This window comes from Corynebacterium lubricantis DSM 45231, from assembly GCF_000379425.1.
Classification (GTDB): domain Bacteria; phylum Actinomycetota; class Actinomycetes; order Mycobacteriales; family Mycobacteriaceae; genus Corynebacterium; species Corynebacterium lubricantis.
Map to the genome: position 1 here is coordinate 51102 of NZ_KB902204.1, position 24544 is coordinate 75645.

Consider the following 24544-nt stretch of genomic DNA (forward strand, 5'->3'; position numbering starts at 1 on the left):
CATTGAAGGAGCCCATCGAAGTGATCGAAGCTCATGGCGCAACAATCACCGTGACCAACGAGGAGATCAAGATCGCCCCTACCGTCCTTGCGGCATCGCTCCGCGGACTCTCAGGCGATGCCTCGATTGATGTCGCGTCGGTGGACAATGTTGCACTCGTTGAAGGCGACGCCTGGGACAGTTCATTCGTGTCCATCACTACCTCGGCAGGCACCACAACCATTGAGTTCGCTCCGGGTGCCATTGCTCGTGCCACGGAACTGAAAAACGCAATCGGTGCTGCCCAACAGGGCACCGCACCAAGTGAAGAATCCCAAGCTGAAATCCCTGGATTTAATTTCGTCGGCTTCGATGTGGAAACAGCTAACAGTCAATGGGGCTCCATCTGCCAGATCGGAGTCGTGAAAGTTCTCAACGGCCGCGAAACCGAACGTGCTTCGTGGTTGTGTACGCCGCCTGAGCCATTCAGTTCTTTCGACCCATTCAACGTGCGCATCCACGGCATTACGTCTGACGATGTTGCTAACCAGCCGTCATTTCAGGAGCGTTTGGCAGAATTCCGTGACTTCGTCGGGGAGCTACCGATCGTCGCGCATAATGCGCAGTTCGATACCACGGCGTTGAGGGATGCCAGCGTCGCATCCGGCGAACCCATCCCTCACCTCCTCTTCGCCTGTACTTTGGCCCAGTCGCGGGCAAGCTCTCTGAAGGTAGACAATCACAAGCTTCCTACAGTCGCTGCGGAACTCGGTGTTGAGCTCTCCCACCACCACGATGCGGCAGCAGACGCATCTGCCGCCGCGCAGATTATGGTCGAGTTTGCACGTCGGGCAGGCCATAGTGGCAGTTTGATGGAATTCATCCACGCAAGTGGCTTTACCCTCGGCGTTATCGAGGACAAGCGCATTGTGCCCGTATTGAAGGATCGCTCCGGTGCCTCGCGCGCACTGCAGGCGTCCCAACTCGCCCGGATTGAAGCTGGTGAGAGTGTCCCCGCTGCGCAGCTGTCCCCCGCACCGGAGGTATCGGGGGCCGGTACCGACCAGCCTTCACGCCGTGGACCTGCACCGTGGCAATCGGTGTCTACGCCGGACGAAATTCCTGAGCCAAATCTTGCAGCGTCTCCGTCTCACCCTCTTTATGGGCAAAACGTCACGCTGACCGGTGAATTCGAACCATTTGATAAGGGAACACTGTGGCATGGTATTGCCAACGCCGGTGGTCAAGTGGCGAAAAACGTTACCAAGAAAACCACCATTTTGGTCACCGGAGTCTGGGCAACAATGACATCGAAGGAGAAGCGCGCCCGGGAGCTCATGGAAAAGGGCCAGAACATCGAGATTTGGTCTGAGGAAAAGTTGCTCGGCGTTCTGGGGCTCGACGAGCAACCGCCTTTTTAGTTTCTGGTCTAATTTCTGGGCAGCGATGGAACCTTGTGGGTCCTGGCGCAGTCTAAGTGGGTAAAAGGTTGATTTTCTTCTTGCCTTGCACCGCACTGGAAAGGACCGCCCGTGACCACTGCCTTCGCTCCTCCGTCTTTATCCACCACGCTTGACTTACAGCCGCAGGCGCCGAACGGCGCAGAACCACCACGTGAAAGATTAGCGGTGGACCTGCGGTTGGTTCGTCGCAAAGCGGGCGCTTCAGCGCCGTCGTGGAACGCCGGACTGTCCGCTGGGCGCAGCGCCCAAGTCATCCTTTCTCGTGACTTCTCGTGCGCTCTGCTAACTCACAACGGGGACCCGCTGACACACAGTGAGCTTGGAAATAGCGGCCTGAGCATTCGTACTGCCTGGGATCTCGCCGCGTCGCATTTGCTCAGTCGACATAGTTTCTCCGAGGGCACCGAGTTTTTGGTTCGAGACGCGGGAGTGCGATTTTCTCACAGCACATTAAGTGGCGTCGAGGTGTCATTCAAGCATGCCCCTGCGACCGCTTGGCTAGCTCACCCTGTTACTTTCTCCGTGCTCCATCAGCATTTTCAGAAACTTCTTCGCCCCACTCAGGGCCTTATCTACGCCACCACAAATTACTTAGACCTCTTTGTATTTGATGCACACCCTCACGAGTTCAGTCACGCTTTAGGCAACGCCGCTGGCGAAATTTTTCCCATCGTTCATTCCTTAGGTTTCCCCTTAAGTCGTTAGTCGCACACGGCTACGGGGCCAAAAACCTATAATCTTGATACAAAAGATGTCTGCAAATTGAGGAGTCTCACGTGCGTCGTCCCATTACTTCCACCTACCGCTTGCAGTTGCGTGGCCCAAAAGCTGACCCGGGCGGTCGTTCATTCGGATTTGCAGAGGCGGAAGCCCAAGTACCCTATCTCAAGCGCCTCGGGGTGTCTCACATTTACCTCTCCCCGATTCTGACGGCACTGCCCGAATCGAATCACAACTACGACGTCACGGACCCAACCGAGGTAAACCCGGAGCTTGGCGGAATCGAAGGGCTGCGCTCGCTTGCGCGCGCCGCACAAGAAGCGGGTCTGTCTCTCATTATCGATATCGTCCCGAATCACCTCGGAGTCGACCAACCGAAGCTGAATAGTTGGTGGTGGGATGTCTTGAAGAACGGCCAGGAGTCGAACTTCGAGCCCTATTTCGACATCGACTGGCATGAAGACAACGGTGCAGGCGGAAAGCTCGGCATGCCCATCTTGGGTGCTGAAGGCGATGAGTCCGCCCTCGAGTTGCAATTTCACGAGGACATTGACGAAATCGTCCTCGCCTACTACGACAATTACTTCCCGGTGGCCCCTGGAACCTGCGAGGGCCTCGAGGACGACCCGATACGTGTCTATGACCAGCAGTGCTACCGATTGATGTTCTGGCGTGACGGGGTCATTTCATACCGCCGATTCTTCTCAGTCAATGGACTTGCCGGCATTCGCCAGGAAGACCCCCTCGTCTTTGAGCATTCCCACCGAATCCTGCGTGAGCTCATCGCCGAAGACCTCATCGAAGGTGTACGCGTCGACCACCCCGATGGACTGAGCAATCCCTTTGAATATTTGAATCGGTTGCGCAATCTTGTCGGTCCTGACCGGTGGCTGATCATTGAGAAGATCATGGGGGTCTCCGAGCCCCTGGATCCTCGTCTTGCGGTTGATGGTACGACGGGATATGACGCACTGCGAGAGTTTGATGGCGTGTTCATTTCACGCGAAGCCGAGGATAATTTGTCCATGCTCGCGTTGCAGCAGACCGGTTCGACTTGGAATGACAGCGCAATCGAGGCCACCGAACAGCACCTGAAACGAGAGGTTGCGCGGGAAGAATTAGGTGCCGAAGTGCGCCGCCTCGCACGTGCCATTAGGCGAGATAACTTCTCCACCGCCGGTGCCACGGTGTCGGAATCCGAATTGATTTCCACCATCGTCGAACTCGTGGCCGCCATGCCTGTGTACCGAGCTGACTATGTTTCCCTTTCGCGCATTACGTCGAGTGTGGTTGCCGATATGTCCAAGCGTTTCCCCTCTCGTCGAGACGCACTCGATCTCATCGCAGCAGCCCTTTTGGCTAACGGTGAAGCGAAGACTCGCTTTGCTCAGGTCTGTGGCGCTGTCATGGCCAAAGGCGTCGAGGATACTACGTTCTACCGCGCCTCTCGCCTGGTAGCGCTTCAAGAAGTCGGTGGTGCACCGGGCAGGTTTGGCGTATCGGCTGCCGAATTCCACCTCCTCCAACAGGAACGCCAGACCCTGTGGCCCAAGGCCATGACCACCTTGTCCACTCATGACACCAAGCGCAGCGAAGACGTCCGCGCCCGCATCATCGAGTTGACGGAGCTGCCGAGCGAATTCGCAGAACTCGTGTCCACGATCGGCGCGGTTGTTCCCTCTCCAGACAAAGGAACGGGGCATTTCCTGATCCAAAACATCATCGGTGTATGGCCTGCTGATGGTGAAATCACGGACTCTCTGCGCTCCCGCCTGCATGAGTACGCACTCAAGGCGGTTCGCGAAGCCGGAGTTCATACTTCCTGGGTCGATCAGGATTCTGCTTTTGAGACTGCTATTACGGATTGGATCGACGCTCTGCTTGATGGTCCTGCCACGTCGCAGATCACCGAATTCGTGAAGAAGATTAACCGCGGTGCTATCCAGATTTCCCTGGGTCGAAAGATGCTCCAGCTCGTGGGTCCAGGAATTCCCGATACCTACCAGGGACAAGAATTTTTCGACGACTCACTCGTGGATCCCGATAACCGCCGTTTCGTTGACTACACGGCTCGGAGCCAGTCGTTGGAACAAATCGGCGGCGAAGGTGACCTCGAAAGCATCGTTGCTGAAGCTCGTGCCGAAAAATCCGAGGACGAAGTCTTGGGCGCGTACCCACACTTGAAACAGTGGAAGGACCGAGCCAAGCAGGCGGTGGTGTATCGAGGACTAACTCTGCGTCGACAATTCCCGGAAATCTTCTTGCGTGGCGAACACCAGGCAGTATTCGGTGTGGGTTCTGCCGAGAGCCATCTTGTGGGTACGGCGCGAGGCGATGCCGATCTGCCGGGCACCGACGGGATTGCAGTAATCGGCCTTGCCACTCGTCGTCCGCTGCTCTTGGAAGAAAATGGGGGCTGGCGTGACACCACGGTGACTCTGCCGAAGGGCGAGTGGGTCGACCGGCTCACAGGCAAGGTCTACTCGGGCACCGTATTGGTCGCCGACGTACTCGATCTCCTCCCTACGGCACTCCTGGTATCACGCAGGTTGGACGAACTTGCTGCAAGCATGTAAGAAAAACTTTGTAAAGCAACTGCTCCGACGCTCAGGTAGGGTGTGAAATCTATGCCAGCGAACACCATTGCACTGTTGGGCACGAAGTACCACGAGTGGGTCAAGGCGCATCCCAACGCAGCCGAAGAAGTCAAAGACGCGCTAGAAGATCTGTTGCAAGATGCCGGCGTGAACTTCGACGGAGTCGATGTCCGAGTAAAAACGTGGAATTCTCTCAAGGCAAAGGCGCGGAAGCGTCGCCCCGACGGATCCCTGTCCTACCCGAATCCGTGGACCGATATCCATGACGTTGTGGGTGCACGGGTCACGGTCTTACACTCGACGGAAATTCCGGTCGTGCTCGAGATCATCTCGAACTCATTTAACGTCAAGCGCAGCGTGGATAAGGCCCTCGAGACGAAGGTGTCGGGTGGTTTTGGGTACGGGTCGCACCACCTCATTGTCCAGGTCACCGAGGATTCCGATGGCCTCGAGGATTTCATCGGGTTGGAATTTGAGATCCAAGTGCGCACCGTCCTCCAACATGCCTGGGCGGAATTCGAGCACGACATTCGTTACAAACGCGGCACCAATGAATTAGATCCACAGGTTGATCGGTCATTCACGCTCGCGGCAGGCCTGATCGAACTCGCAGACCAGCAGTTCGACCAGATCGCGGCGCTGCAAGATCCGGAACAATTCCGGGTTGACGAATCCGAGATTCAATTGTCAGAGGAAACGCTTCCCGGCATTCTTGCCATGCTGGTGGGAACGCGGTTCCCTCGTTCACGGTCCGAGCATTACCGGTGGCTGACCGAACTCTTGCATTCCAATGGAGTAACAACGGTGCAGGAGCTCTCTGAACTGCTCAACGACGCCGACATCGAGGCGGTGTCCAAAGCAATGAAGTACCGCTTCAATCCAGGTCAGGTTCGCATTATCGACGATCTCTTGCTCAACCGATTCGGCGAGGACCACATCAAGCGGATAGGAAAGTCGGGGAACCGTTCCGAGCAGCGTAAGGCGCGGTTGAAGAAGCGATTGAAACTACTCCGGGGTGCTAGTTCCGCAGACTAACTAATCTCGACCGCGGAGCCGATCCAATTGGCGGCGTTCACGTTTTGTTGGCCGGCCCGCCCCGCGGTCGCGTTGAGGGATTGACGCCAAGATCTCTTTGGGCGGCGGTGGCGGAGAATGATCGATATAGCACGAGCGTGCCACGGAGGCACCGACGCGCTTTCTCACCGTCGCTGCGACTTCCACGTCGAAGGTGCGGTGATCTTTCCACACCCGAACCCGGTCACCGGGTACGACCTGCTGGGCTGGTTTCGTCGATTCGTTGTTTAACTTGACGTGCCCGGCGCGAACCGCTTTAGCCGCATCGCTTCTCGTTTTAAAAAGGCGCACGGCCCACACCCATACGTCGATGCGAACGGGGGAACCATCGGGCGAAGTCATAGGAATCTGCTTTAGTGCTTGAGTGCTTTAGTAGTTGTCTTTGTGCTTAATAATCTTCTGCACCTTGTTGTAGTTGACTACGCCGCCGACCACTGCGACAACGAAACCAATGATCAAAAGGGTCCAAGAAGACATCAAAAGTCCCAGGGCGATGCCACCGACGACGCCGCCGCCAGCCCATAGAACTGCGTTCCTGGAGTACTTGCGCACGGCATCTTTGCGTGACTGAATAGGGTTGGGATTGCGACGCTGCATAGACATATAACTAGTTTATCCGTTTCAACAACTTTGGTCAGATTCAGTCCTGGCGAGACTCCACCCAAGCATGCCCGGCCTCTTTCGCCTCTGCGCGACCTTGGGTAATGGCGGCCAGGCGATCGTCGAGAAGCGAGCGCTTTCCCGGCTCAAATGCAAGCGTGTACGTGGCGGCTCGACCGTACTCAACGCCGATGATGGTCACGCCCTGATTGCGTAGCTCGGCCTCAATGCGCCCTGCCTCAGCGTGGGGGAAATCGACGGTGACAAGTTCTTGTTTGCTGCGGGTGACGCCGCGCACGGAGGGCAGCGCCTCGCTGACGGAATTTGAATAAGCGTGGACAAGGCCACCGGCGCCCAATTTGATTCCACCAAAGTAGCGGATCACCACGACGACAATGTCGAGCATGCCGGAGCCTTTCACGACATCGAGCATCGGTTTTCCTGCGGTGCCGGAGGGTTCTCCGTCGTCGCTGGAGCGCTCGATGGGGTTGGATCCTTCAACGCTGAGTACATATGCGGAGCAATGATGGCGCGCATCCGGATAGGTCGTGCGTGCGCGTGCGATCACGTCGCGGGCTTGTTCTTCGTTTTGGGCGCGTTGAATCCAAGTGATGAACCGCGAGCGCTTGATTTCCCACTCGTGGGTAAAGAGCTCCCCGTCGGCGGGTAATTCATAACTGGTCAGCATTGATAATTATCATACCTGGCAGAGCGGACTGAATTTCCATAGCCTGGGAAGCATGATTGCACTCGAACCGTACCGCGTGTGGGCTCCTATCGCTCACAACCTTCGCCTTCGAATTAACTCTGAGGAAAACTCTGAGGTCCTTGAGATGCACCGCGATCCGCATCGCTCGGGGTGGTGGGTCTGCGACCGTATTGCTCAGGTCGGCGATCGCTACGGATTCGAGGTATTCGACGGCACCGAGTGGTCGATCACGTTGCCTGATCCCCGCACGACCTCCCAGCCCGATGGGATTCATGGTCTCTCGCAGATCCTCGACCCGGATTTCGAGTGGACCGACCAGGACTGGACAGGCCGGATCCTCTCAGCGCAGGTCCTCTACGAACTCCACGTGGGTACCTTTACGCCGGAGGGAACGTTTGAGGCGATCGTCGATAAGCTGGATTATTTGCGCGAGCTGGGCGTGACGACGATTGAACTGATGCCCGTGCAACCCTTCGGCGGCGAGCGCAACTGGGGCTATGACGGGGTGGATTGGTTCGCCGTCCAGGAATCTTATGGCGGCGCGGAAGGGTTAAAGAAGCTGGTCAACGCGGCACACGAGAAGAATATCGGGGTGGTACTCGACGTGGTATACAACCACTTCGGCCCCGATGGAAACTACACGGGATTCTTCGGGCCGTACACTGCGGGCGGCTCCACGGGGTGGGGCGAGGTAGTCAATATCTCCGAGCATGGCTCAGACGAGGTGCGCCGCTACATCCTGGATGCGGTGCGCCAATGGCTCGATGATTTCCATATCGATGGGCTGCGCCTCGACGCGGTGCACTCCTTGGATGACCGTGGTGCGTTCTCTATTTTGGAGCAGATTCAATACGTGGCCGACCAGGTCGAGTCGCGCACCGGTGTACCACGGGTGATCATCGCCGAGAGTGACTTGAATGATCCCCGTCTGATCACGCCGGAGGAAAATGGTGGCTACGGTCTTGCCGGCCAGTGGGTTGACGATATTCACCACAGCCTGCACACCATCGTCTCGGGCGAGACGCACGCCTACTATGAAGACTTTGGCACCATCGAGATCCTTGCGGAGACGCTACGCAACGGCTTTAGGTTCCGAAATAGCTATTCCGGTTTCCGCGGGCGAACTCACGGCCGCGCGCTTGATCTAACTACTACCCCGCCGTGGCGCCTGGTCACCTACACCACCACCCACGATCAAACCGGCAATCGCGCGCAGGGCGACCGCCCGTCGATGAACCTCACGCCGCGCCAGCAGGTGCTTAAGGCCGCGGTCATTTACCTCTCACCGTTTACCCCGATGCTGTTTATGGGCGAGGAGTACGGTGCGCAGACGCCCTTCCCCTTCTTCTGCTCGCACACGAACGACGAGCTCAACCGCTTGACCCGGGAGGGGCGCTTCCGCGAGTTTGCACGCTCGGGTTGGGATCCGAAGGATGTGCCTGATCCTTCCAGCGCCGAGACATTCGCCTCCGCGAAACTGGAGTGGGATTTCACCTCGGAGCAGGCCGAAATCCACGAGGCCTACGCCACGCTGCTGCGCTTGCGGAAAGATCTGCGGCTAGTGCGCTCTGACTTGCGCGAACTCCAGGTCGAGCACGGCCCGAATTGGCTGACCATGGGCTACGACGACGTCGTTCTGGCCGTGAACTTCTCGAACACCGAGGTCACCCTGCCGATCGGCGGGGACCTGGTGTATTCGTTTAGCTCGCCGCGAGTCACTGAGGACGAGACGCTTCTCGACGAGTGGGGCTTCGCGCTGATCCAGCGCTAGCTGCGGGCCTAGTTGCCGGACTAGTTGCCCCGACTAGTTGCCCACGATGAATTCGTACTCGGACGTGCCCGGCATGAGCCGCTTGAATCCGATCGGAGATTCATCCATGCGCTGAAGCAATGGATCAAGGTCGCGGGCGCGTTGCAGTTCCACACCCACAAGTGCTGCCCCGGTGTCGCGGTTATTCTTCTTTAGGTACTCGAAGAGCGCGATGTCGTCGTTTTCTCCGAGCACGTCATTGATGAAGATCCGGAGCTGGCCAGGCTTTTGCGGGAAGTTGACTAGGAAGTAATGCTTCAGGCCGCGGTGAACGAGGGAGCGTTCCATGATTTCGGCGTAGCGCAGGACGTCGTTGTTGCCGCCGGAGATGATGCACACCACCGTCGAACCGGGCGCGAGGTGGACTTCAGGAAGGCCTGCTACGGACAAGGCGCCGGCTGGTTCCGTGATGATGCCTTCGTTTTGGTAGAGGTCGAGTATCTCAGTCGAGACCGCGCCTTCGTCGACGCTGAGGAGGTGGATCCGGCCCAAGTTCTCGTCGACAATCTTGTAGTTCAAATCGCCGGTGCGCTTGACCGACGCGCCGTCGACGAATGTATCCACGTCGCTGAGTGTGATGGGACCACCGTTGGCCAGTGCTGCTTGCAGCGAAGGCGCACCGGTGGGTTCGATTCCGACAATGGCTGTACGCGGCGACATATCCGCCAGGTACGAGGTCACACCAGAGAGCAGGCCTGCACCTCCCACCGGAACCATGATCGTATCCAGGGACTTGCCCAGGCTAGTGAGCTGGGAGACGACTTCTGCGGCCACCGTGCCTTGGCCGATTACGGTGTCGCGGGCGTCGAAAGGCTCGATCATGGTGGCCCCGCGGGCAGCCGCATCCTCACGCGCATGCTGTGCTGCCTCGTCGAAGTTGCTTCCTACGACAACAAGCTCCACCAAGTCTCCGCCGTGGACCTTGATGCGTTCGCGCTTTTGCTGCGGAGTGTTGTCGGGGACGAAGATGCGACCTTCGACTCCCATTGTCCGACATGCGTAGGCCACGCCTTGTGCGTGGTTGCCTGCAGATGCTGCGACGACGCCGGCTTCGCGCTGCTCGGGAGTCAGACGGGACATGGCGTAGTAGGCGCCGCGAATCTTGTACGAGCGAACGTCTTGCAGGTCCTCCCGCTTGAGGTACACCTCAACGCCGTACTGCTGCGACAGACGTGGGCAGTACTGCAGCGGAGTCGGTGCAATCACGCTGGAAATACTGGCTTGCGCCATCTGTATATCTGATGCGCGGATTGGCTGAAACTCGCTCGATTGACTCATGGGTAATTAGTTTAGACCCTTTGTCATTTCAATCCGGAACTGTGTCCCGTTCAACGGTGCAGTTCGTGGTGACACGTCACTTAGTGTTCACGTGCACTCAACCATTGGTCCACCTTCATGCCATTGCCAGCTTACTTTCAGGTAATAGAAATGTATAGGTTCATGTAAATTTTTGATCTGTCATTATTTGAGAGGTACTCCCCGTGTCTATTCGTCGCCGTGGCATTGCCATTGCCGCCGCAGCTGCAACCTCGCTTGCGCTCGTTTCTGTCCCCGCTCACGCTGCCATCGTGGATAACGTTTACGAAGATAGCGTTGCCAACCCATCTGTTTCTCTGAATGCGATCGGATCCTACGAGTCCGGTGTATTCGATGCTTCTGCAGCAGAGATCGTCGCGTTCCATGCTGACTCGCAGCGCATCCTGACCGTCAACGCACAGTCCGGTCAGATTGATGTCCTCGATGCCAGCGATCCGACTCAGCTTTCTTTGATCGGATCCGTCTCCGGTGGAGAAGGAACCACCATCAACTCGGTCGCTGTTCGCGAGGACGGCTTGGCAGTAGCCACCGTCGAGCCTGCCAACAAGACCGATGACGGCGAGCTGATCTTCTTTGACGCTGCAGAAGCTACCCCAGGCATCGTCCTGGGTCGTGTCGGAGTCGGCGCTCTGCCGGACGCTGTCACGATTGACGACGAAGGCACCTACGCCCTCGTTGCGAACGAGGGCGAACCAGCCGAGGATTACTCCTACGATCCTGAGGGTTCCGTCTCCGTCGTCGAGCTTAACGACGACCTGTCTGCCTCCACTCGGGAGCAGGTGCGCACCGCGGACTTCCAGGCATTCAATGCAGAAGGCGCCCTTCCTGAGGGTGTGCACATCTTCGGCCAGGTCGGCGACTCCACCACCGTTGCACAAAACCTGGAGCCCGAGTACATCACGGTTTCCGGCGATAAGGCATATGTCTCGCTGCAGGAAAACAATGCGATTGCCGTCATTGATATCGCAACGGCTTCTGTAGACAAGATCTGGCCATTGGGCTACGTCGACCGCACCGAGGTCCCCTTTGACCCTTCGGACCGCGACGGTAGCATCAATATCACCAACAAGTTCCCCTTCAAGTCCATCCGCCAGCCGGACTCGATTGGGTCCTACGAGGTCGGTGGTCAAACATACATCGTCACCGCAAATGAAGGCGACGCACGTGACTGGGACGGTTACTCTGAAGAGGCTCGTCTCAAGGACCTCAACGGTGTGAAGGAACCAGCTCTCTGCGAGGACTTCCAGGGTATGACCGCAGAAGAGATCGAATTCTTCCAGTCCGACGCGGGCGCAGGCCGTCAGAACATCTCCCTGGCCTTCGGATACAACGAAGAGAAGGACTGCTACGAAGAGGTGTACAACTACGGTGCCCGTAGCTTCTCCATCTTCACCGCAGACGGCACCCTGGTTTACGATTCTGGCTCTGATTTTGAAGAGATCACCGCGAAGACCATCCCGGACTTCTTCAACTCCAATCACTCCGAATCCAACTTCGAAGGCCGTTCCGACGATAAGGGCCCAGAGCCAGAGGGCTTGACCCTGGGTGTGATCGGCGATCGCACCTACGCTTTCGTCGGCTTTGAGCGCATCGGTGGCATCATCGTCTACGACATCACCGATCCAGCAAACGCGGAGTACGTCACCTACGCCAACAACCGCGACTTCGCCATCTCCATGGAAGATTTCGAGGACGATCCTGTGGCAACCGCGGAGAACCTTCCTAAGGCTGGTGACCTTGGTCCGGAGGGCCTCGCGTTCGTGGCAGCGAAGGATTCCCCGAACCAGAAGAACCTCGTGATCGTGGGCAATGAAGTCTCTGGCACCACGACCGTGTGGCAGGTCGATGACCTCCTGGACGACCAGGACGATGACTCCAATGAGGGCTCGGCACAGTCCAGCGGCTCCTCGAACCTGTCGTCGGGTAGCTCCTTCGGATCCTCGAAGTAGAACAAAAAGCTAATTCCACCAATACAGAACTCCACGGGTGCGCTATATTAGTTTTCATTCCTGATCTCTAAAACCCCCGTAGGAGTTTCCTGTGAAACGTCGTCTGTCTCTTGCTGTCGCAACCATTGCGGCCACTGCCCTTGCTGGCGTTGGCACTGTCTCTGCCCAGGAAGCTCCTGAGGAGTCTTCCTCGATCGCTTCCCTGTCCTCTGGTTCTTCGGCTAACACCGATACCACCGACCCAACCGATCCGGCTGAGCCCGGTGCCGATGCCGGCGACGCTACTGGCTCCAGCAAGCTGGTGGAAATGACCCGGATTAGCCCGGAGACTGAAAACACGATCGCTCAGATCAGCTTGGTTCTGACCATCGTCGCTGCAGTTACCCAGGCTGTCGCGGTGGCAGTCCCTATCATCCGCTATTTCGACCCAGGTTTCTTGCGCTAAAACTTAAGATTCGCGAGCAAGCAAAAGGCGCGGTTTCCACCCCAGCAGGTGGAAACCGCGCCTCTTTTGTCGTCGTCAAGCGAATGCTTAGCCGAATAGCTCCTTGGAAGCGATCTCGGCACCCTTGACCAGGGACTCAAGCTTTGCCCATGCGATTTGGTGGTGCAGGCGACCGCCCAAGCCACAGTCGGTGGACGCAACAACGTTTTCTGGGCCAGCGACCTCAGCGAACTGAATGATGCGGTCGGCAACCAGGCGTGGGTGCTCAACAGCGTTGGTGGAGTGGGACACCACACCTGGGTAGATCAGCTTGCCCGCAGGAAGCTTGCCGTTCTCCCACACGCGCCACTCGTGGCCGTGGCGAGGAGACGCACCCTCGAAGGAGTAGCCGCCGACGTCGGCGCGCAGGATCTCGTCGATGATGTCACCGAACTCGATGTCGGTGGTGTGTGGTCCGTGCCAGGAGCCCCAGCAGATGTGCAGACGAGTCTGCTCCTTTGGCAGGCCCTCCAACGCGGAGTTGATAGCGTCGACGCGGATGCGCAGCCATGCGCGGTAATCCTCAAGCGTTGGCTCTGGGTTGATCTGGTCCCAGGATTCAGCCAGGTCAGGCGCGTCGAGCTGCACGGTGAAGCCAGCGTCGGTGATGCCCTTGTACTCATGCGACAGCGCGTCAGCACATGCTTGGACGAGCTCGGCGTCAGTTGCGTAGTACTCGTTTTTCAAACGAGCTGCGGATCCTGGGGACAAAGCTGCGATGAAGCCGTCGGCTGCACCGGCGTTGTCTACAGCGTGGCGCAGGAACTTGGCGTCTGCCTCGACGTCGTCCTGGCCGATGTAGGTGACCTCACCGGTGAACTTTGGGTTGCCGACCTTGGCACGGCCGGTGAAGATGCCGGAATCAGGATCATTGTAGGCATCGGCGAAGATGACGCGGTCGCGGCGATCGGAGAAGCTGGTCAGCTCGATGTTGCCCGGGGTGGAGCGCTTGACTTCCTGGGATGCCCAACGATCCTCGTCGGTCATGGTCAGGCCGCCGAGGCGGGAGAAGGAGTAGTTCCACCAAGCGCCGTAATCGATCGCGCCGGAGGTGATGTGGCCGTACTCGCCCTCGTTGACAATGTCGATGCCCAGGTCAACCTGACGCTTGACCACGTCATCGGATGCCTTCTGCAGAATCTCGAAGAACTCTGCGTCCTCGATGGTGCCCTCAGCGCGGCGCTTGTTTGCTTCGAGCAGCTCAGGGGTGCGTGGCAGGGAGCCCACGTGGGTGGTACGAATCTTATTTACTGACATATACGTCTCTGTCTCCAAAATTTATAGTCGGAAATGGCAGCCAGGCCGGGGCTCCGGAATTACAGGCTCGCATCGTGCCATTCTAATGTACGGATCGCGCGGTGTTTACTGCCCTCTCCGAATTTTATTCACTTACGCGCCGTAGAGGCGCTGGGAGGCAATCTTCGCGCCCTGGACTAACGAATCCAGCTTTGCCCACGCGATGTCGCGGTGCAGGCGACCACCGAGGCCGCAGTCCGACGAGGCGATCACGTTGTCCGCGCCGACAACCTCGGCGAATTGGACGATCCGATCGGCCACCAGGTCGGGGTGCTCCAGCGCGTTCGTGTTATGCGAAATCACACCTGGGTAGAGCTTATAGCCCGCAGGCAGGGTGCGGTTCTCCCACACGCGCCACTCGTGCGCGTGGCGTGGGCCGGCAGCCTCAAACGACATGCCGCCCACCTTGGCTTCCATGAGCACGTCGATGATCTCGCCGAAAGGAATGTCGGTGGAGTGCGGGCCGTGCCAGGAGCCCCAGCAGATGTGCAGACGAATCTGTTCCTTCGGCAGGCCCTCGATGGCCTGGTTTAGGGCGTCCACACGGACCTTGAGGAATTCTTGGTATCCCTCGACCGTCGGAGCCGGGTTGATCTGGTCCCAGGATTCCGCGAGGTCGGGCGCGTCGAGCTGCAGGTCGAAGCCCGCATCCGTGATGGCCTTGTATTCTTCGTGCATCGCGGGAGCGGATGCCAGGACTGCAGCGTCGTCGTCCTCGTAGTATTCGTTGGTCAAACGCACGGCCGAGCCCGGAGACACGGAAGCGATGAAGCCCTTATTATCCGAGTTATTCGCGGCCAGCGCGTCCTTTAACAGCTTCACGTCGCGGGCCACTTCGTCCTGGCCAATATAAGAAATCGGGCCGGTCACGGCAGGGAAATCACGGACGTCGATATCAGCGTTCTTCGAGGCATCGCCGGCTTCGGTGGTGGCGTACACGTCGGCGAAGGCCGCGAAGTCGCGGCGCTGGGTGAACTCAGAGAGCGTGACCTTGTTGGTTGGCTGCTTCGCCAGTGCCGCCTCGATGCGCTCGCGGGAGACAACTTCAAGACCGGACAGGCGTGGGAAAATGTAGTTCCACCACGCGCCGTAGTTGACCTCGGAGCCCATCGCGTGGCCGTACTCGCCCTCGTTGACAATGTCGATGCCGAGTTCAAACTGCTTTGCGACGACCTGCCGGGCCGAATCCTCAATGATCTGTGCGTATTCTGCGTCGCTGATGTTTCCCTGCGAGCGTCGCTTGTTCGCGTCGAGCAGTTCTTTCGTGCGTGGCAGTGATCCCACATGGGTGGTCAGGATACGAGACATAGTTAGAGCCCCTTTCGCTTGTCGAAAAATGTACAGAACACATTGACGTGATCTTGACAGTGCGACCGGGGCTCCGGGTTTATGCGACCGTTGCTTCCACAGCCTAATGAAAAACGGCTGAAAAGAGTATCAATCGCGGAATTTTATTCACGGGTTTAGCCGAGGATTCCTGCTCCCATCGTGGCCTTCAAGTCCCCCATGAGGCTGCCGGAGCGCTCGACGCGCAGGTGATCGCCAAGCACCATGAGCTGGGAAGAATCACCGTGGACGAGGTTGAGATACACGTCGGATTCGCCGGGGTTATTCGCCAACACATTTTTCAGCTTCGCGATGTTATCCATCGTGCACTGCTCGGTGCGCAACGTCAGACGCAGCGGCAATCCAGCACCGTTGCCTGGCCCGAGCTCGGGTACGCGGACGTCGTCGCCAAATAAGCTCATGCGGTCGTCGCGGATAGACACACGCGCGGAGACCAACAAGATGTTGTCTTCCACCAGCTGCGGTGCGGCAAGCGAATACGCCTTGGAGAATACGAGCACCTCCACCTGGGCTCCGTGGTGGTCTTCCAGGGTAATAATCGCCCAGGGAGATCCATCTTTCTTCGAGAACCGACGGTCAACAGCGGAGACGATACCGCCGATCACCACATCCGTGCCATTGCGCAGCTCCCCAGAGAGCACCGTTGTCAGCGGTGTATCCGTCTGTGCTTCTAGCGCCTCCTCGTATCCGTCGAGTGGGTGGCCGGAGACGTACATGCCCAGCATGTCGCGTTCCAGGGCAAGCTTGTGTTTGCGGTCCCATTCGTCGTCAGGCACATCGATCTTGAATACGTTGCTGGCCTCGCTGTCGTCTCCGCCGAAGCCCGCGAACAGGTCGAATTGCCCCTTGTCGGCCGCCTTCTTCGTGGTCAGCACCGAATCCACGGCGTCTTCTTGGACGAGCATGAGCCCCTTGCGGGAATGCCCCAAGGAATCGAAGGCACCAGCTTTAATCAGCGATTCAGTGATGCGCTTGTTACAGGGCACGAGGTCGATCTTGTCCAAGTAGTCCGAGAACGACGTGAAGTTGCCCTTGGTTCGGCGCGACTCCATGATCGAATCCACGACTTCGCGGCCGACGTTGCGGATCGCGGCCAAACCATAGCGGATGTCCTTGCCCACAGCCATGAAGTCCTGCTCGGACTCATTGACATCTGGCGGCAACACCTTAATACCCAGGTGACGACAGTCCGACAAATAGATCGCCGACTTGTCCTTCTTATCACCCACCGAGGTCAACAGTGCGGCCATGTACTCAGCCGTGTAGTTCGCCTTGAGATAGCCGGTCCAGTAAGACACGAGCGCGTAGCCCGCGGCGTGGGACTTGTTAAACGCGTAGGATGCGAAAGGCTCGATGGTTCCCCAGAGCGCGTCGACGGCTTCCTTGGAGTAGCCGTTACTAAACATGCCGTTGGAGAATTTCTCGTACTCCTTCGCCAGCACCTCGGGCTTCTTCTTACCCATCGCCTTACGGAAACCGTCTGCCTCGCCAGCCGTGTAGTTAGCCAGCTTGCGCGAGATCTCCATGATCTGCTCCTGGTAGACGATAAGACCATAGGTCTCTCCCAGGATGTCCTTGAGTGGTTCTTCCAGCTCAGGGTGGATCGGGGTGATCGGTTTACGGCCGTTCTTGCGGTCCGCGTAATCCCAGTGGGCGTTCACACCCATCGGGCCCGGGCGATACAGCGCCAACGACGCGACAATATCGTTGAAGCCCGTTGGCTTCATGCGCTTGAGTAGCTCCTGCATGCCGCCACCGTCGAGCTGGAAGACACCCAGCGTGTCACCGCGCCCCAGCAATTCGTAGACAGCCGGATCGTCCGTGGTCAACGCGTCGAGGTCAATCTCCTCCCCGCGGTTCTTCTTAATATTTTCCACGGCGTCGCCCAACACGGTGAGGTTGCGCAGACCCAGGAAGTCCATCTTCAAAAGGCCGATGGCCTCACAGGCAGGGTAGTCCCAGCCGGTAATAAGCGCGCCGTCGGCGGGACGCTTCCACATGGGGATGTGATCCATCAGTGGCACAGAGGCCATAATCACCGCACAGGCGTGCACACCGGCCTGGCGAACCACGCCTTCAAGTCCGCGCGCCGTTTCGTAGATCTTCGACACGTCAGGGTCGGTCTCGATCATGTTGCGCACCTCGGTGGCTTCCCCGTACCGCGGATGCTCCGGATCCATGATGCCCGAAAGCGGAATATCCTTCGCCATGACGGCGGGAGGAAGCGCGCCGTTGATCCGGTCAGCCATTTGGAAACCGGGCTGGCCGTAGTTGACCTTCGCGGCGTCCTTGACGGCCTGTTTCGTTTTCACGGTACCGAACGTGATCACCTGGGCGATCTTGTCCTCGCCCCACCGCTCGGCAGCATAGGTGATCATCTCGCCGCGGCGGCGATCATCGAAGTCAATATCAATATCGGGTGCGGATGGTCGCTCTGGGTTCAAAAACCTCTCAAACAGCAGGCCGTGTTCCATCGGGTCGATATTGGTAATGGTCATCGCATAAGCCACCAGCGAGCCTGCAGCGGAACCACGCCCAGGTCCGACACGAATGCCGATGGAGCGGGCGTGCTTAATAATCTCGGCGACGATCAGGAAGTACGAAGGGTAGCCCTTGCCGTCAATGACCTCGATCTCGTACTCGGCGCGGTCGATATAGTCCTGTGGCACTTCCCCACCGTCGAAACGATCGCGAAGGCCATCCATGACCTCGTGGTGCAGCCACGTCGTCGGGGTGAATCCCTCGGGCACGTCCGCAATCGGCATGCGGTCGTGGGTGTGCTCCTCCCAGATTTCACCGTAATCCTGGACGCGCTCGGCTACCCACAGCGTGTTGTCGCAGCCATCGGGCACCATGTCGTCCCACAAATCGCGCATCTGCTCGGCGGACTTGATGTAGTAACCGGAACCATCAAACTTGAAACGGTCTTGGTCGAGCAGGGTCTTGCCCGTTTGTACGCACAGCATTGCCTCATGAGCAGGCGCCTGGGATTCCAGCACGTAGTGGCAGTCATTAGTCACCAGTGGCGGCAGATCAAGAGCTTTACCAATGCGCAGAAGATCCTCGCGCACACGATTTTCAATGGACAGCCCGTGGTCCATCAATTCCAGGAAGTAGTTATCCTTGCCGTAGATGTCCTGCCACATCGCGGCGGCTTCCAGTGCCTCGTCGTATTGGCCGAGGCGAAGCCTGGTCTGTACATCTCCTGAGGGACAGCCGGTGGTAGCAATGATGCCATCAGCATGTTCGGCGATCAGCTCCGCATCCATGCGTGGCCACTTGCCCAGCTGGCCCTCGTAGGACGCCAACGACGACAACTTAAACAAGTTATGTAGACCGGTCGCGTTTTCCGCGATCATGGTTTGGTGCAGGTACGCGCCCGACGCCGATACGTCGTCGCGTTTTTGATCCGGCGTGCCCCACAGCACGCGCTTTTTATTGAAGCGCGATTCCGGCGCCATGTAGGCCTCAATACCGATGATCGGCTTCACATCGGCATCGACCATCGCCTTATAAAAGGCATTCGAACCAAACATGTTGCCGTGGTCCGTCATGCCCACGGCGGGCATGCCCTGCCGGTGGACTTCCTCCGCGAGTAAATCCACCTTGCACATGCCGTCCAACATGGAAAACTCTGTGTGGTTGTGCAGGTGGACAAACGAGGAGTTCTTAGCCATGCCCGTAGTCTAGTCCAGCTGTCAAGAGTTCCAAACCCCGCAGATTTCCTAACGTTTCCCCAGGTCAACAAGCCTTCCCAGGTGCAGCGCGTTACCTAAGACCACACCGGTGTTATTTAAAACATCGTATGCGTCGATCTCCCCGGCGCGGGGATGATCGGGCTCGTTGAGGTCGGGGCGTTCCAGGCGTACGAAAGCATCCAGATCACCCTCCGGCGGGTTCGCATCCGCCCAGGCATAGACCTGCGCCACTCCTCGGCGCGCGGCGGGCACGGTGGCGGTGGGCCGATCGTCGAGAAGCACATCCGCGGGCGACTCGGGATCCGGCGCGGCGAGGATTCGCACGGTGCCCGCGAGCTGCGGCGCCTTATCGACGATCGCATGTGCCCTCCCGGTATTGTCCCGGTTCGTCAGCTCCGTCACCGGGACCCCGGTGGCTCCGGCAAGCAGCAGCGCCCAGGCTTCGCCCGGGTCGAGCGAGGTGATCAGGTCGACGGTGACACCCCGGCGTGCATTGCCCAGGGCGATGGTGCGCATGAGCGAGGACACACCACTGCCCTGCTCTCCCGTGATAGCGGAGACCGTGCCGGGGTGAAGCGGTCCGAATTTCTTGTCCAGCGTGGTCAGGCCCCAGGTGGTGGGCGCCGGAAGGTCTTCGCCTAATAAGTGCGCGAGGATCCTGCCGGTGTCTCCGGTAAACGTGGTCGGTGTGTCGGCACGCGGGCAGTTCAACAGGGCGAGTTCAAGATCGGCGGGGTCATGGTATTCACCTGCCCACCAGTACAGGGTGTCGATGTAGGCGCGGTAGCTTTGCACGGACCACGGTCCTGTGGGGTCGATCGCGATGCCTGCGCGGTGCAAGGTGGTGGCCACTTGGGTATCGAGGACGAAGGCCTCGGGAGTAATCGCGGCCAAGTAGCGCGTGAAAATGGCCGGGCCGATGTGGCTGAAGGTGTTGCGCGTGCCGGTGCGGAATTTCGCATAGGCGGCGAGAACATCGTCGTTGGCGAGAGCCGCGATTTCCTGCAGCGTTGTTTGAGCATCGGTGCCCGAGATGGCGGCGAGTCGGGCTTTATTGTTGCGCAGGGAGGTCGCGGAGACCGAGGCAATAATTTGGACCATGAGCTGTTGGGCCTGATGCGGGTCCGTGGGGGCAGCTGCGGCTGATTCGGCAATCTCAGTTACTGATATGGAGGTCCTCGGCAGGCGGTAGGAGATTTTGGCTGCCTTGAGCAGTCGGTTCATTCCTGCCCGGTTCAAGGGGTAGTCCTCGAGCATGGGGGTTCTACCGATGTGGAGAGCCAACCATGCAGGAAGCGCTGGGTGGTCCGGGGTCTGCGGGTTCTCGGGATCAGTCACGTCCTAGATGGTAGCGCGGATGGTTTAGTCCATTGCCAGGGAGTAAGGTCCCACCTTGTGACTTACGGACTCATTGCCTATGTGATGTGGGGACTCTTTCCCGCTTTCTTCCCTCTGTTGCTGCCGGCTGGTCCGTTGGAGATCCTGGCGCACCGCATTTTGTGGGCCGCCATCATCATGGCGATTGTCCTTTTCTTCACCAAGGGCTGGCGCGAACTTCGCGACGCCGGACCGAAGACCTGGCTGCAGCTCGTGCTCTCTGGCGCGTTGATCACCGCGAACTGGGGCATTTACGTCGTGGCGGTCAACTCCGGCCACGTGGCCGATGCCGCTCTGGGCTACTTCATTAACCCGTTGTTCTCGGTGCTTTTGGGCGTGCTCTTCCTCGGCGAGCGGCTACGCAAATTCCAAGTAGGTGCAGTGTCCATCGCCGCCGTCGGTGTGGTGTGGTTGCTCTTCTTCGCGGAGCAGGCACCGATCATGGCCCTGGGGCTCACGCTCAGCTTCGGTCTCTACGGACTGGCGAAGAAGCGGATCTCGCTGTCGCCCACCACTTCGCTGGCTGGTGAAACCATTGCGATGATGCCTCTGGCCCTGATCTATCTGACCTGGCTGGAGGGCTCTGGTCAGGGCACCTTCTTCACCGAGGGTGCGTCCCACTCGCTCTTGCTCATCGTCTCCGGCGTGGTGACGGTCCTGCCGTTGTTGTTCTACGGCAAGGCCGCCAAGCTCCTCCCACTGACCACGATTGGCATGCTGCAATATGTCACACCGACCATGCAGATGCTGTGGGCGCTCTTTGTGACCAACGAGCAGCTCTCCGCGTCGCGCTGGACGGGCTTTATCATCATCTGGATTGCCGTGGCCCTCTATCTTTGGGATATCGTGCGCTGGCAAAAAGAACGCAAATCGGTTCGCCACACCGAATAAGCGAGCAGATTATGCGGCAGGTTAGACCGCTGGGACCCCGTTGAACTCGGAGTGCACGTTAACGGGTTGGATCCCAAACATTCCCCAGGCAGCGTCCGAGGGGAGCGCCTCCACGGTGGCCACGTAGGGCTCGTCGTAAAGCGAGCGAAGCGTTGCGGGATCGTCCCACACCACAACCGCATCGATGCGCTCGGGCACGGGCACGTCGCCGATGCCCTGGAGGCTGTACGCGATGCGGTCGAGGTCGCGCTGGAACACGTCGGCGCGATCCTCGCCCGCGATGGGCTCGGGCAGCGCGCGGGCCGAGGCCACGCCGATTGTCATCGCACTGACGCGCTCGACCTCGGTGAGCTGGTTGGCGGCTTCTTCAGGGGTCAGCGAATCGGTAAAGGCGACCAGCGCATAGGAATTTTCCTCGCTCGCTGGATCGAGTGCTTCGACAGAGGCGGAGGCGCGCTCGGAGTAGTCGGCGAAGGATTCGCCGTTATGTTGCCCGAGCTGATCCCCGTTGATGGGTTCCGGAGCAGGCGTGCGCGCCCCGAGGTAAAACACCAGTGCCACAAAGGCAATCACGCAGATGAAGGCGAGGGCGACTCGGCCCCTGTTAAAGGAATTCATCCCCGCATCTCCTTGAGGGCGTTGGCCAAGTCGTCGGGGTACGGCGACTCGACTTCCATAAAGTCTCCAGTGCGCGGATGGTTGAAACCCAAGCGCACGGCGTGAAGCCACTGCCGGTCCAGGCCCACGCGCTTGGCCAGGTTGGGATCGGAGCCGTACATGGGATCGCCCACGCACGGGTGCCCGATGGCCGACATGTGCACACGGATCTGGTGGGTCCGGCCCGTTTCCAGGTGTACTTCAATCAGGCTGGCTTCGCGGAAGGCCTCGAGAACCTCGTAGTGTGTCACGGCGGCTTTACCGTCGCTGGTCACGGCAAACTTCCAGCCCGACGACGGATGCCGACCAATCGGTGCGTCAATGGTGCCGACAATGGGATCGGGCAAACCCTGGACGACCGCGTGATACGTCTTCGTCACCGTGCGCTCCTTAAAAGCGCGCTTGAGCACGGAGTAGCCCAGCTCGCTGGCGGCAACAACCATCACCCCGGAGGTTCCCACATCTAGTCGCTGCACGATGCCTTGTCGCTCGGGCGGGCCGGAGGTGGAAATCCGGTAGCCTGCGGCCGCCAGCCCGCCGACCACGGTGGGGCCCTCCCATCCCACAGTCGGATGCGCGGCAACGCCGACAGGTTTGTTCACCGCGATGACGTCGCGATCCTCGTACAGGATGTCTAGGCCCTCGACAATTTCTTCCTTCGGCATCGGTGGGGTTTTGGGTTCGGGCAGGGTCACTTCCAAAACGACCCCTTCTCGCAAGCGGTCGGATTTGGTCACGGAGTTTCCGTCCACGAGCACATCTCCGGCTGCTGAGATCTCGGCGGCAACGCTGCGGGAAATCCCAAAAATCTTGGCCACGGCAGCGTCGACACGCATCCCTTCGAAGGTATCGGGGATCACCATCCGGCGAAAGTCTCCGCTCATAGGGTTTCCTCTGCGGACTGCTTCTGCTTCCGGCTTTCTCCCCAATCTTCGAAGAGAATGGCCAGGACAAAGATGATCACGCCCACGGTAATCGATGCGTCGGCGATGTTGAATACGGCGAAGTTGCCCACGGAGATGTAATCCACAACGTGGCCGAACCAGAAGCCGGGCTCGCGGAATAGCCGGTCACACAGGTTGCCCAGCGCGCCACCGGCCAGCAGCGCTAGTCCCAGCGCCTGCCACTTGTCCTTGATTCGGGGCGCAGCAATGAGCACGCCGACAACGAAGACCAGCTGGATCGTGGTGAACAGCCAGGTAGAATCCTGCCCCATAGAAAAGGCCGCACCGGGATTAAACAGCAGGTAGAAGCGGAACCAGTCGCCGATAATGGGGACGGGAACGCCAGGCTCCAACCAACTCAGCATGAATTGCTTGACCAGTTGGTCTATCGCTGCAATGACAATGATGATTGCCACCATGCCACCCACCATGCGCGCTCGGTTATAGCCGCGACGCGATTTCTCGCCCTGCGCATTACGTACTTTCCCATTATCCTCGACCATCTCCCACCACATTAGTGCTAACCCACCCGTTTCGAACTATTGCTTCGGCTTTGCTGCCAAACCGCTCACCATTCATGGCAGTGGAAGTCCGGTGAGGTAGTTTCAAAGGTGTGCAATTTCGACGTGTGTTAACGCCCCTTGTTCTCTCCAGCGCTTTAGTCCTTGCAGCGTGTAGTCAAGAACCGGATCCGCTAGCGGAAGTTCCGGCGTTCTCGGTGGACGTGGCCCGCGTTAATATCGTCGAAGTGGGTACCAACCCGCAAGTGCTGCGCTACAGCGATCTTCCAGCAGACGGCGCAGAAGAAGGTGCAGAAGCCACGACTCAGCAGTACACCCTCGATATCGCTGACGGTTTCGATCAGGCCGTCGTCGCCTCGAGCGCACTGGATACCCAAGCTCCCGCGGACTTCGGGTTCGAGCCCACGGAGTTCCGCCTCAGCGCGCAGACCACCCCTGCCCCCGCACCGGGTGAAGAAGAGATTGACGCCACGCGAAAAGTGGACTTCACCCTCGATGGAACCACCGCCCAAGCACCTCGGATCCAGGAAGACCTCGACACCGCGAACGGGTTCCTTATGTCCTGGCGCGCCACGGACCCGGGACGCGTCAGCACGCTGAAACTGCTCTCCCCCGACGAATCCGAAGACGAGGGCCGCGCGGCCGCGGAGGCCGGCATGCTCACCGTATTGACCTCGAACGTCATTTTCCCCACCGAAGAAATTGGCGAGGGCGGATCGTGGACGGTGGAATCACGCGTCACCGGCGACACCACAATGTTGCGGACCACCACGTATACGGTCACCGCACTGAGTGCCGATTCCGTTGACTTGGATGTCTCCATCGAGGAGCGCCCTGCCCAAGCGACGCTGAATTTCGACGAGACCACCAACCCCGAGCTGGCGGGCCAGTCGCTGAAGGTGGAGAGCTCGAATACTTCCTCCGAGGGCAGTCTGACGGTCGATTTTGATTCGCCCATTCCTGTTGCCGGCGGCATCACCAGCACAACGCGCGTCGTCTATGCGGGCGATCAGGCTGATTTCCGGATCGTCCAGGATCAAGGCGCAAGTATCCAGTATCAGTCGTAAGTACCTGCACTCCCGCTGCAGGAAGTAGAGTTACAGGTACAGTT

The 24544-nt window shown here is 58.9% G+C and carries 20 protein-coding genes; 9 read left to right on the top strand and 11 right to left on the bottom strand.

The window, feature by feature from the left end:
• Positions 1-20: 20 nt before the first annotated feature.
• From A37O_RS0108325 to A37O_RS0108335, 4 genes are all read left to right on the top strand, one after another.
• The gene (locus tag A37O_RS0108325; RefSeq protein ID WP_018297047.1) at positions 21-1400 is read left to right on the top strand and encodes an exonuclease domain-containing protein; all 1380 of its coding nucleotides are present in this window, start codon (positions 21-23) and stop codon (positions 1398-1400) included.
• Between the two features lie 111 nt (positions 1401-1511).
• On the top strand, positions 1512-2147 hold the full coding sequence (locus tag A37O_RS16495; RefSeq protein ID WP_156802543.1) for a hypothetical protein: 636 nt from the start codon (positions 1512-1514) through the stop codon (positions 2145-2147).
• Between the two features lie 71 nt (positions 2148-2218).
• Positions 2219-4738, top strand: coding sequence for a malto-oligosyltrehalose synthase (gene treY / locus A37O_RS0108330; protein WP_018297048.1), 2520 nt, complete (start codon positions 2219-2221; stop codon positions 4736-4738).
• A gap of 51 nt (positions 4739-4789) precedes the next feature.
• The gene (locus A37O_RS0108335; RefSeq protein WP_018297049.1) at positions 4790-5794 is read left to right on the top strand and encodes a GTP pyrophosphokinase; all 1005 of its coding nucleotides are present in this window, start codon (positions 4790-4792) and stop codon (positions 5792-5794) included.
• Here the strand turns inward: A37O_RS0108335 and A37O_RS16170 are convergent, their stop codons facing one another.
• From A37O_RS16170 to A37O_RS0108345, 3 genes are read right to left on the bottom strand one after another with little or no spacing between them, the layout of a single operon-like run.
• Positions 5795-6175 (bottom strand): RNA-binding S4 domain-containing protein, encoded by a 381-nt coding sequence (locus A37O_RS16170; protein ID WP_083912622.1) that lies wholly within the window; start codon positions 6173-6175, stop codon positions 5795-5797.
• A 27-nt stretch (positions 6176-6202) separates the two neighbouring features.
• A complete protein-coding gene (locus tag A37O_RS0108340) occupies positions 6203-6436 on the bottom strand; it encodes a hypothetical protein (RefSeq protein WP_018297050.1) in 234 nt (77 codons plus the stop codon).
• 37 nt (positions 6437-6473) lie between these two features.
• A complete protein-coding gene (locus A37O_RS0108345) occupies positions 6474-7121 on the bottom strand; it encodes a YigZ family protein (protein WP_018297051.1) in 648 nt (215 codons plus the stop codon).
• A 52-nt stretch (positions 7122-7173) separates the two neighbouring features.
• Here A37O_RS0108345 and treZ point away from each other — a divergent pair, with 52 nt between their 5' ends.
• The gene (gene treZ / locus A37O_RS0108350) at positions 7174-8913 is read left to right on the top strand and encodes a malto-oligosyltrehalose trehalohydrolase (protein WP_018297052.1); all 1740 of its coding nucleotides are present in this window, start codon (positions 7174-7176) and stop codon (positions 8911-8913) included.
• A gap of 33 nt (positions 8914-8946) precedes the next feature.
• Here treZ and ilvA read toward each other — a convergent pair whose 3' ends face one another.
• The gene (gene ilvA, locus A37O_RS0108355; protein WP_026196254.1) at positions 8947-10230 is read right to left on the bottom strand and encodes a threonine ammonia-lyase IlvA; all 1284 of its coding nucleotides are present in this window, start codon (positions 10228-10230) and stop codon (positions 8947-8949) included.
• A 203-nt stretch (positions 10231-10433) separates the two neighbouring features.
• Here ilvA and A37O_RS0108360 point away from each other — a divergent pair, with 203 nt between their 5' ends.
• A complete protein-coding gene (locus tag A37O_RS0108360; protein WP_018297054.1) occupies positions 10434-12218 on the top strand; it encodes a choice-of-anchor I family protein in 1785 nt (594 codons plus the stop codon).
• Between the two features lie 91 nt (positions 12219-12309).
• Positions 12310-12663, top strand: a complete 354-nt coding sequence (locus A37O_RS0108365; protein ID WP_018297055.1) for a hypothetical protein — start codon at positions 12310-12312, stop codon at positions 12661-12663.
• Between the two features lie 87 nt (positions 12664-12750).
• Here A37O_RS0108365 and A37O_RS0108370 read toward each other — a convergent pair whose 3' ends face one another.
• The 4 genes from A37O_RS0108370 to A37O_RS0108385 all read right to left on the bottom strand — a co-directional run bounded on the left by A37O_RS0108370 (position 12751) and on the right by A37O_RS0108385 (position 20381).
• Positions 12751-13959, bottom strand: a complete 1209-nt coding sequence (locus A37O_RS0108370; RefSeq protein ID WP_018297056.1) for a cobalamin-independent methionine synthase II family protein — start codon at positions 13957-13959, stop codon at positions 12751-12753.
• Positions 13960-14091: 132 nt separating this feature from the next.
• A complete protein-coding gene (locus tag A37O_RS0108375) occupies positions 14092-15306 on the bottom strand; it encodes a cobalamin-independent methionine synthase II family protein (RefSeq protein ID WP_018297057.1) in 1215 nt (404 codons plus the stop codon).
• Between the two features lie 155 nt (positions 15307-15461).
• On the bottom strand, positions 15462-19022 hold the full coding sequence (gene dnaE / locus A37O_RS0108380; RefSeq protein WP_018297058.1) for a DNA polymerase III subunit alpha: 3561 nt from the start codon (positions 19020-19022) through the stop codon (positions 15462-15464).
• Between the two features lie 48 nt (positions 19023-19070).
• Positions 19071-20381 carry an 8-oxoguanine DNA glycosylase OGG fold protein gene (locus A37O_RS0108385; RefSeq protein ID WP_018297059.1) on the bottom strand — a complete coding sequence of 437 codons (1311 nt, stop codon included), beginning with the start codon at positions 20379-20381 and terminating at the stop codon, positions 19071-19073.
• Between the two features lie 57 nt (positions 20382-20438).
• Between A37O_RS0108385 and rarD the strand changes: the two genes are divergently transcribed.
• A complete protein-coding gene (gene rarD / locus A37O_RS0108390) occupies positions 20439-21311 on the top strand; it encodes an EamA family transporter RarD (RefSeq protein ID WP_018297060.1) in 873 nt (290 codons plus the stop codon).
• Positions 21312-21332: 21 nt separating this feature from the next.
• Here the strand turns inward: rarD and A37O_RS0108395 are convergent, their stop codons facing one another.
• From A37O_RS0108395 to lspA, 3 genes are read right to left on the bottom strand one after another with little or no spacing between them, the layout of a single operon-like run.
• Positions 21333-21929 carry a hypothetical protein gene (locus A37O_RS0108395; RefSeq protein ID WP_018297061.1) on the bottom strand — a complete coding sequence of 199 codons (597 nt, stop codon included), beginning with the start codon at positions 21927-21929 and terminating at the stop codon, positions 21333-21335.
• Entirely contained in the window at positions 21926-22852 is a 927-nt protein-coding gene (locus A37O_RS0108400) for an RluA family pseudouridine synthase (protein ID WP_018297062.1), read from the bottom strand. The genes A37O_RS0108395 and A37O_RS0108400 overlap by 4 nt, the downstream gene beginning before the upstream one ends.
• On the bottom strand, positions 22849-23343 hold the full coding sequence (gene lspA / locus A37O_RS0108405) for a signal peptidase II (protein ID WP_425386899.1): 495 nt from the start codon (positions 23341-23343) through the stop codon (positions 22849-22851). The genes A37O_RS0108400 and lspA overlap by 4 nt, the downstream gene beginning before the upstream one ends.
• A 197-nt stretch (positions 23344-23540) precedes the next feature.
• Here lspA and A37O_RS0108410 point away from each other — a divergent pair, with 197 nt between their 5' ends.
• Positions 23541-24500, top strand: a complete 960-nt coding sequence (locus A37O_RS0108410; RefSeq protein WP_245533818.1) for an oxidoreductase — start codon at positions 23541-23543, stop codon at positions 24498-24500.
• Positions 24501-24544: the final 44 nt, after the last annotated feature.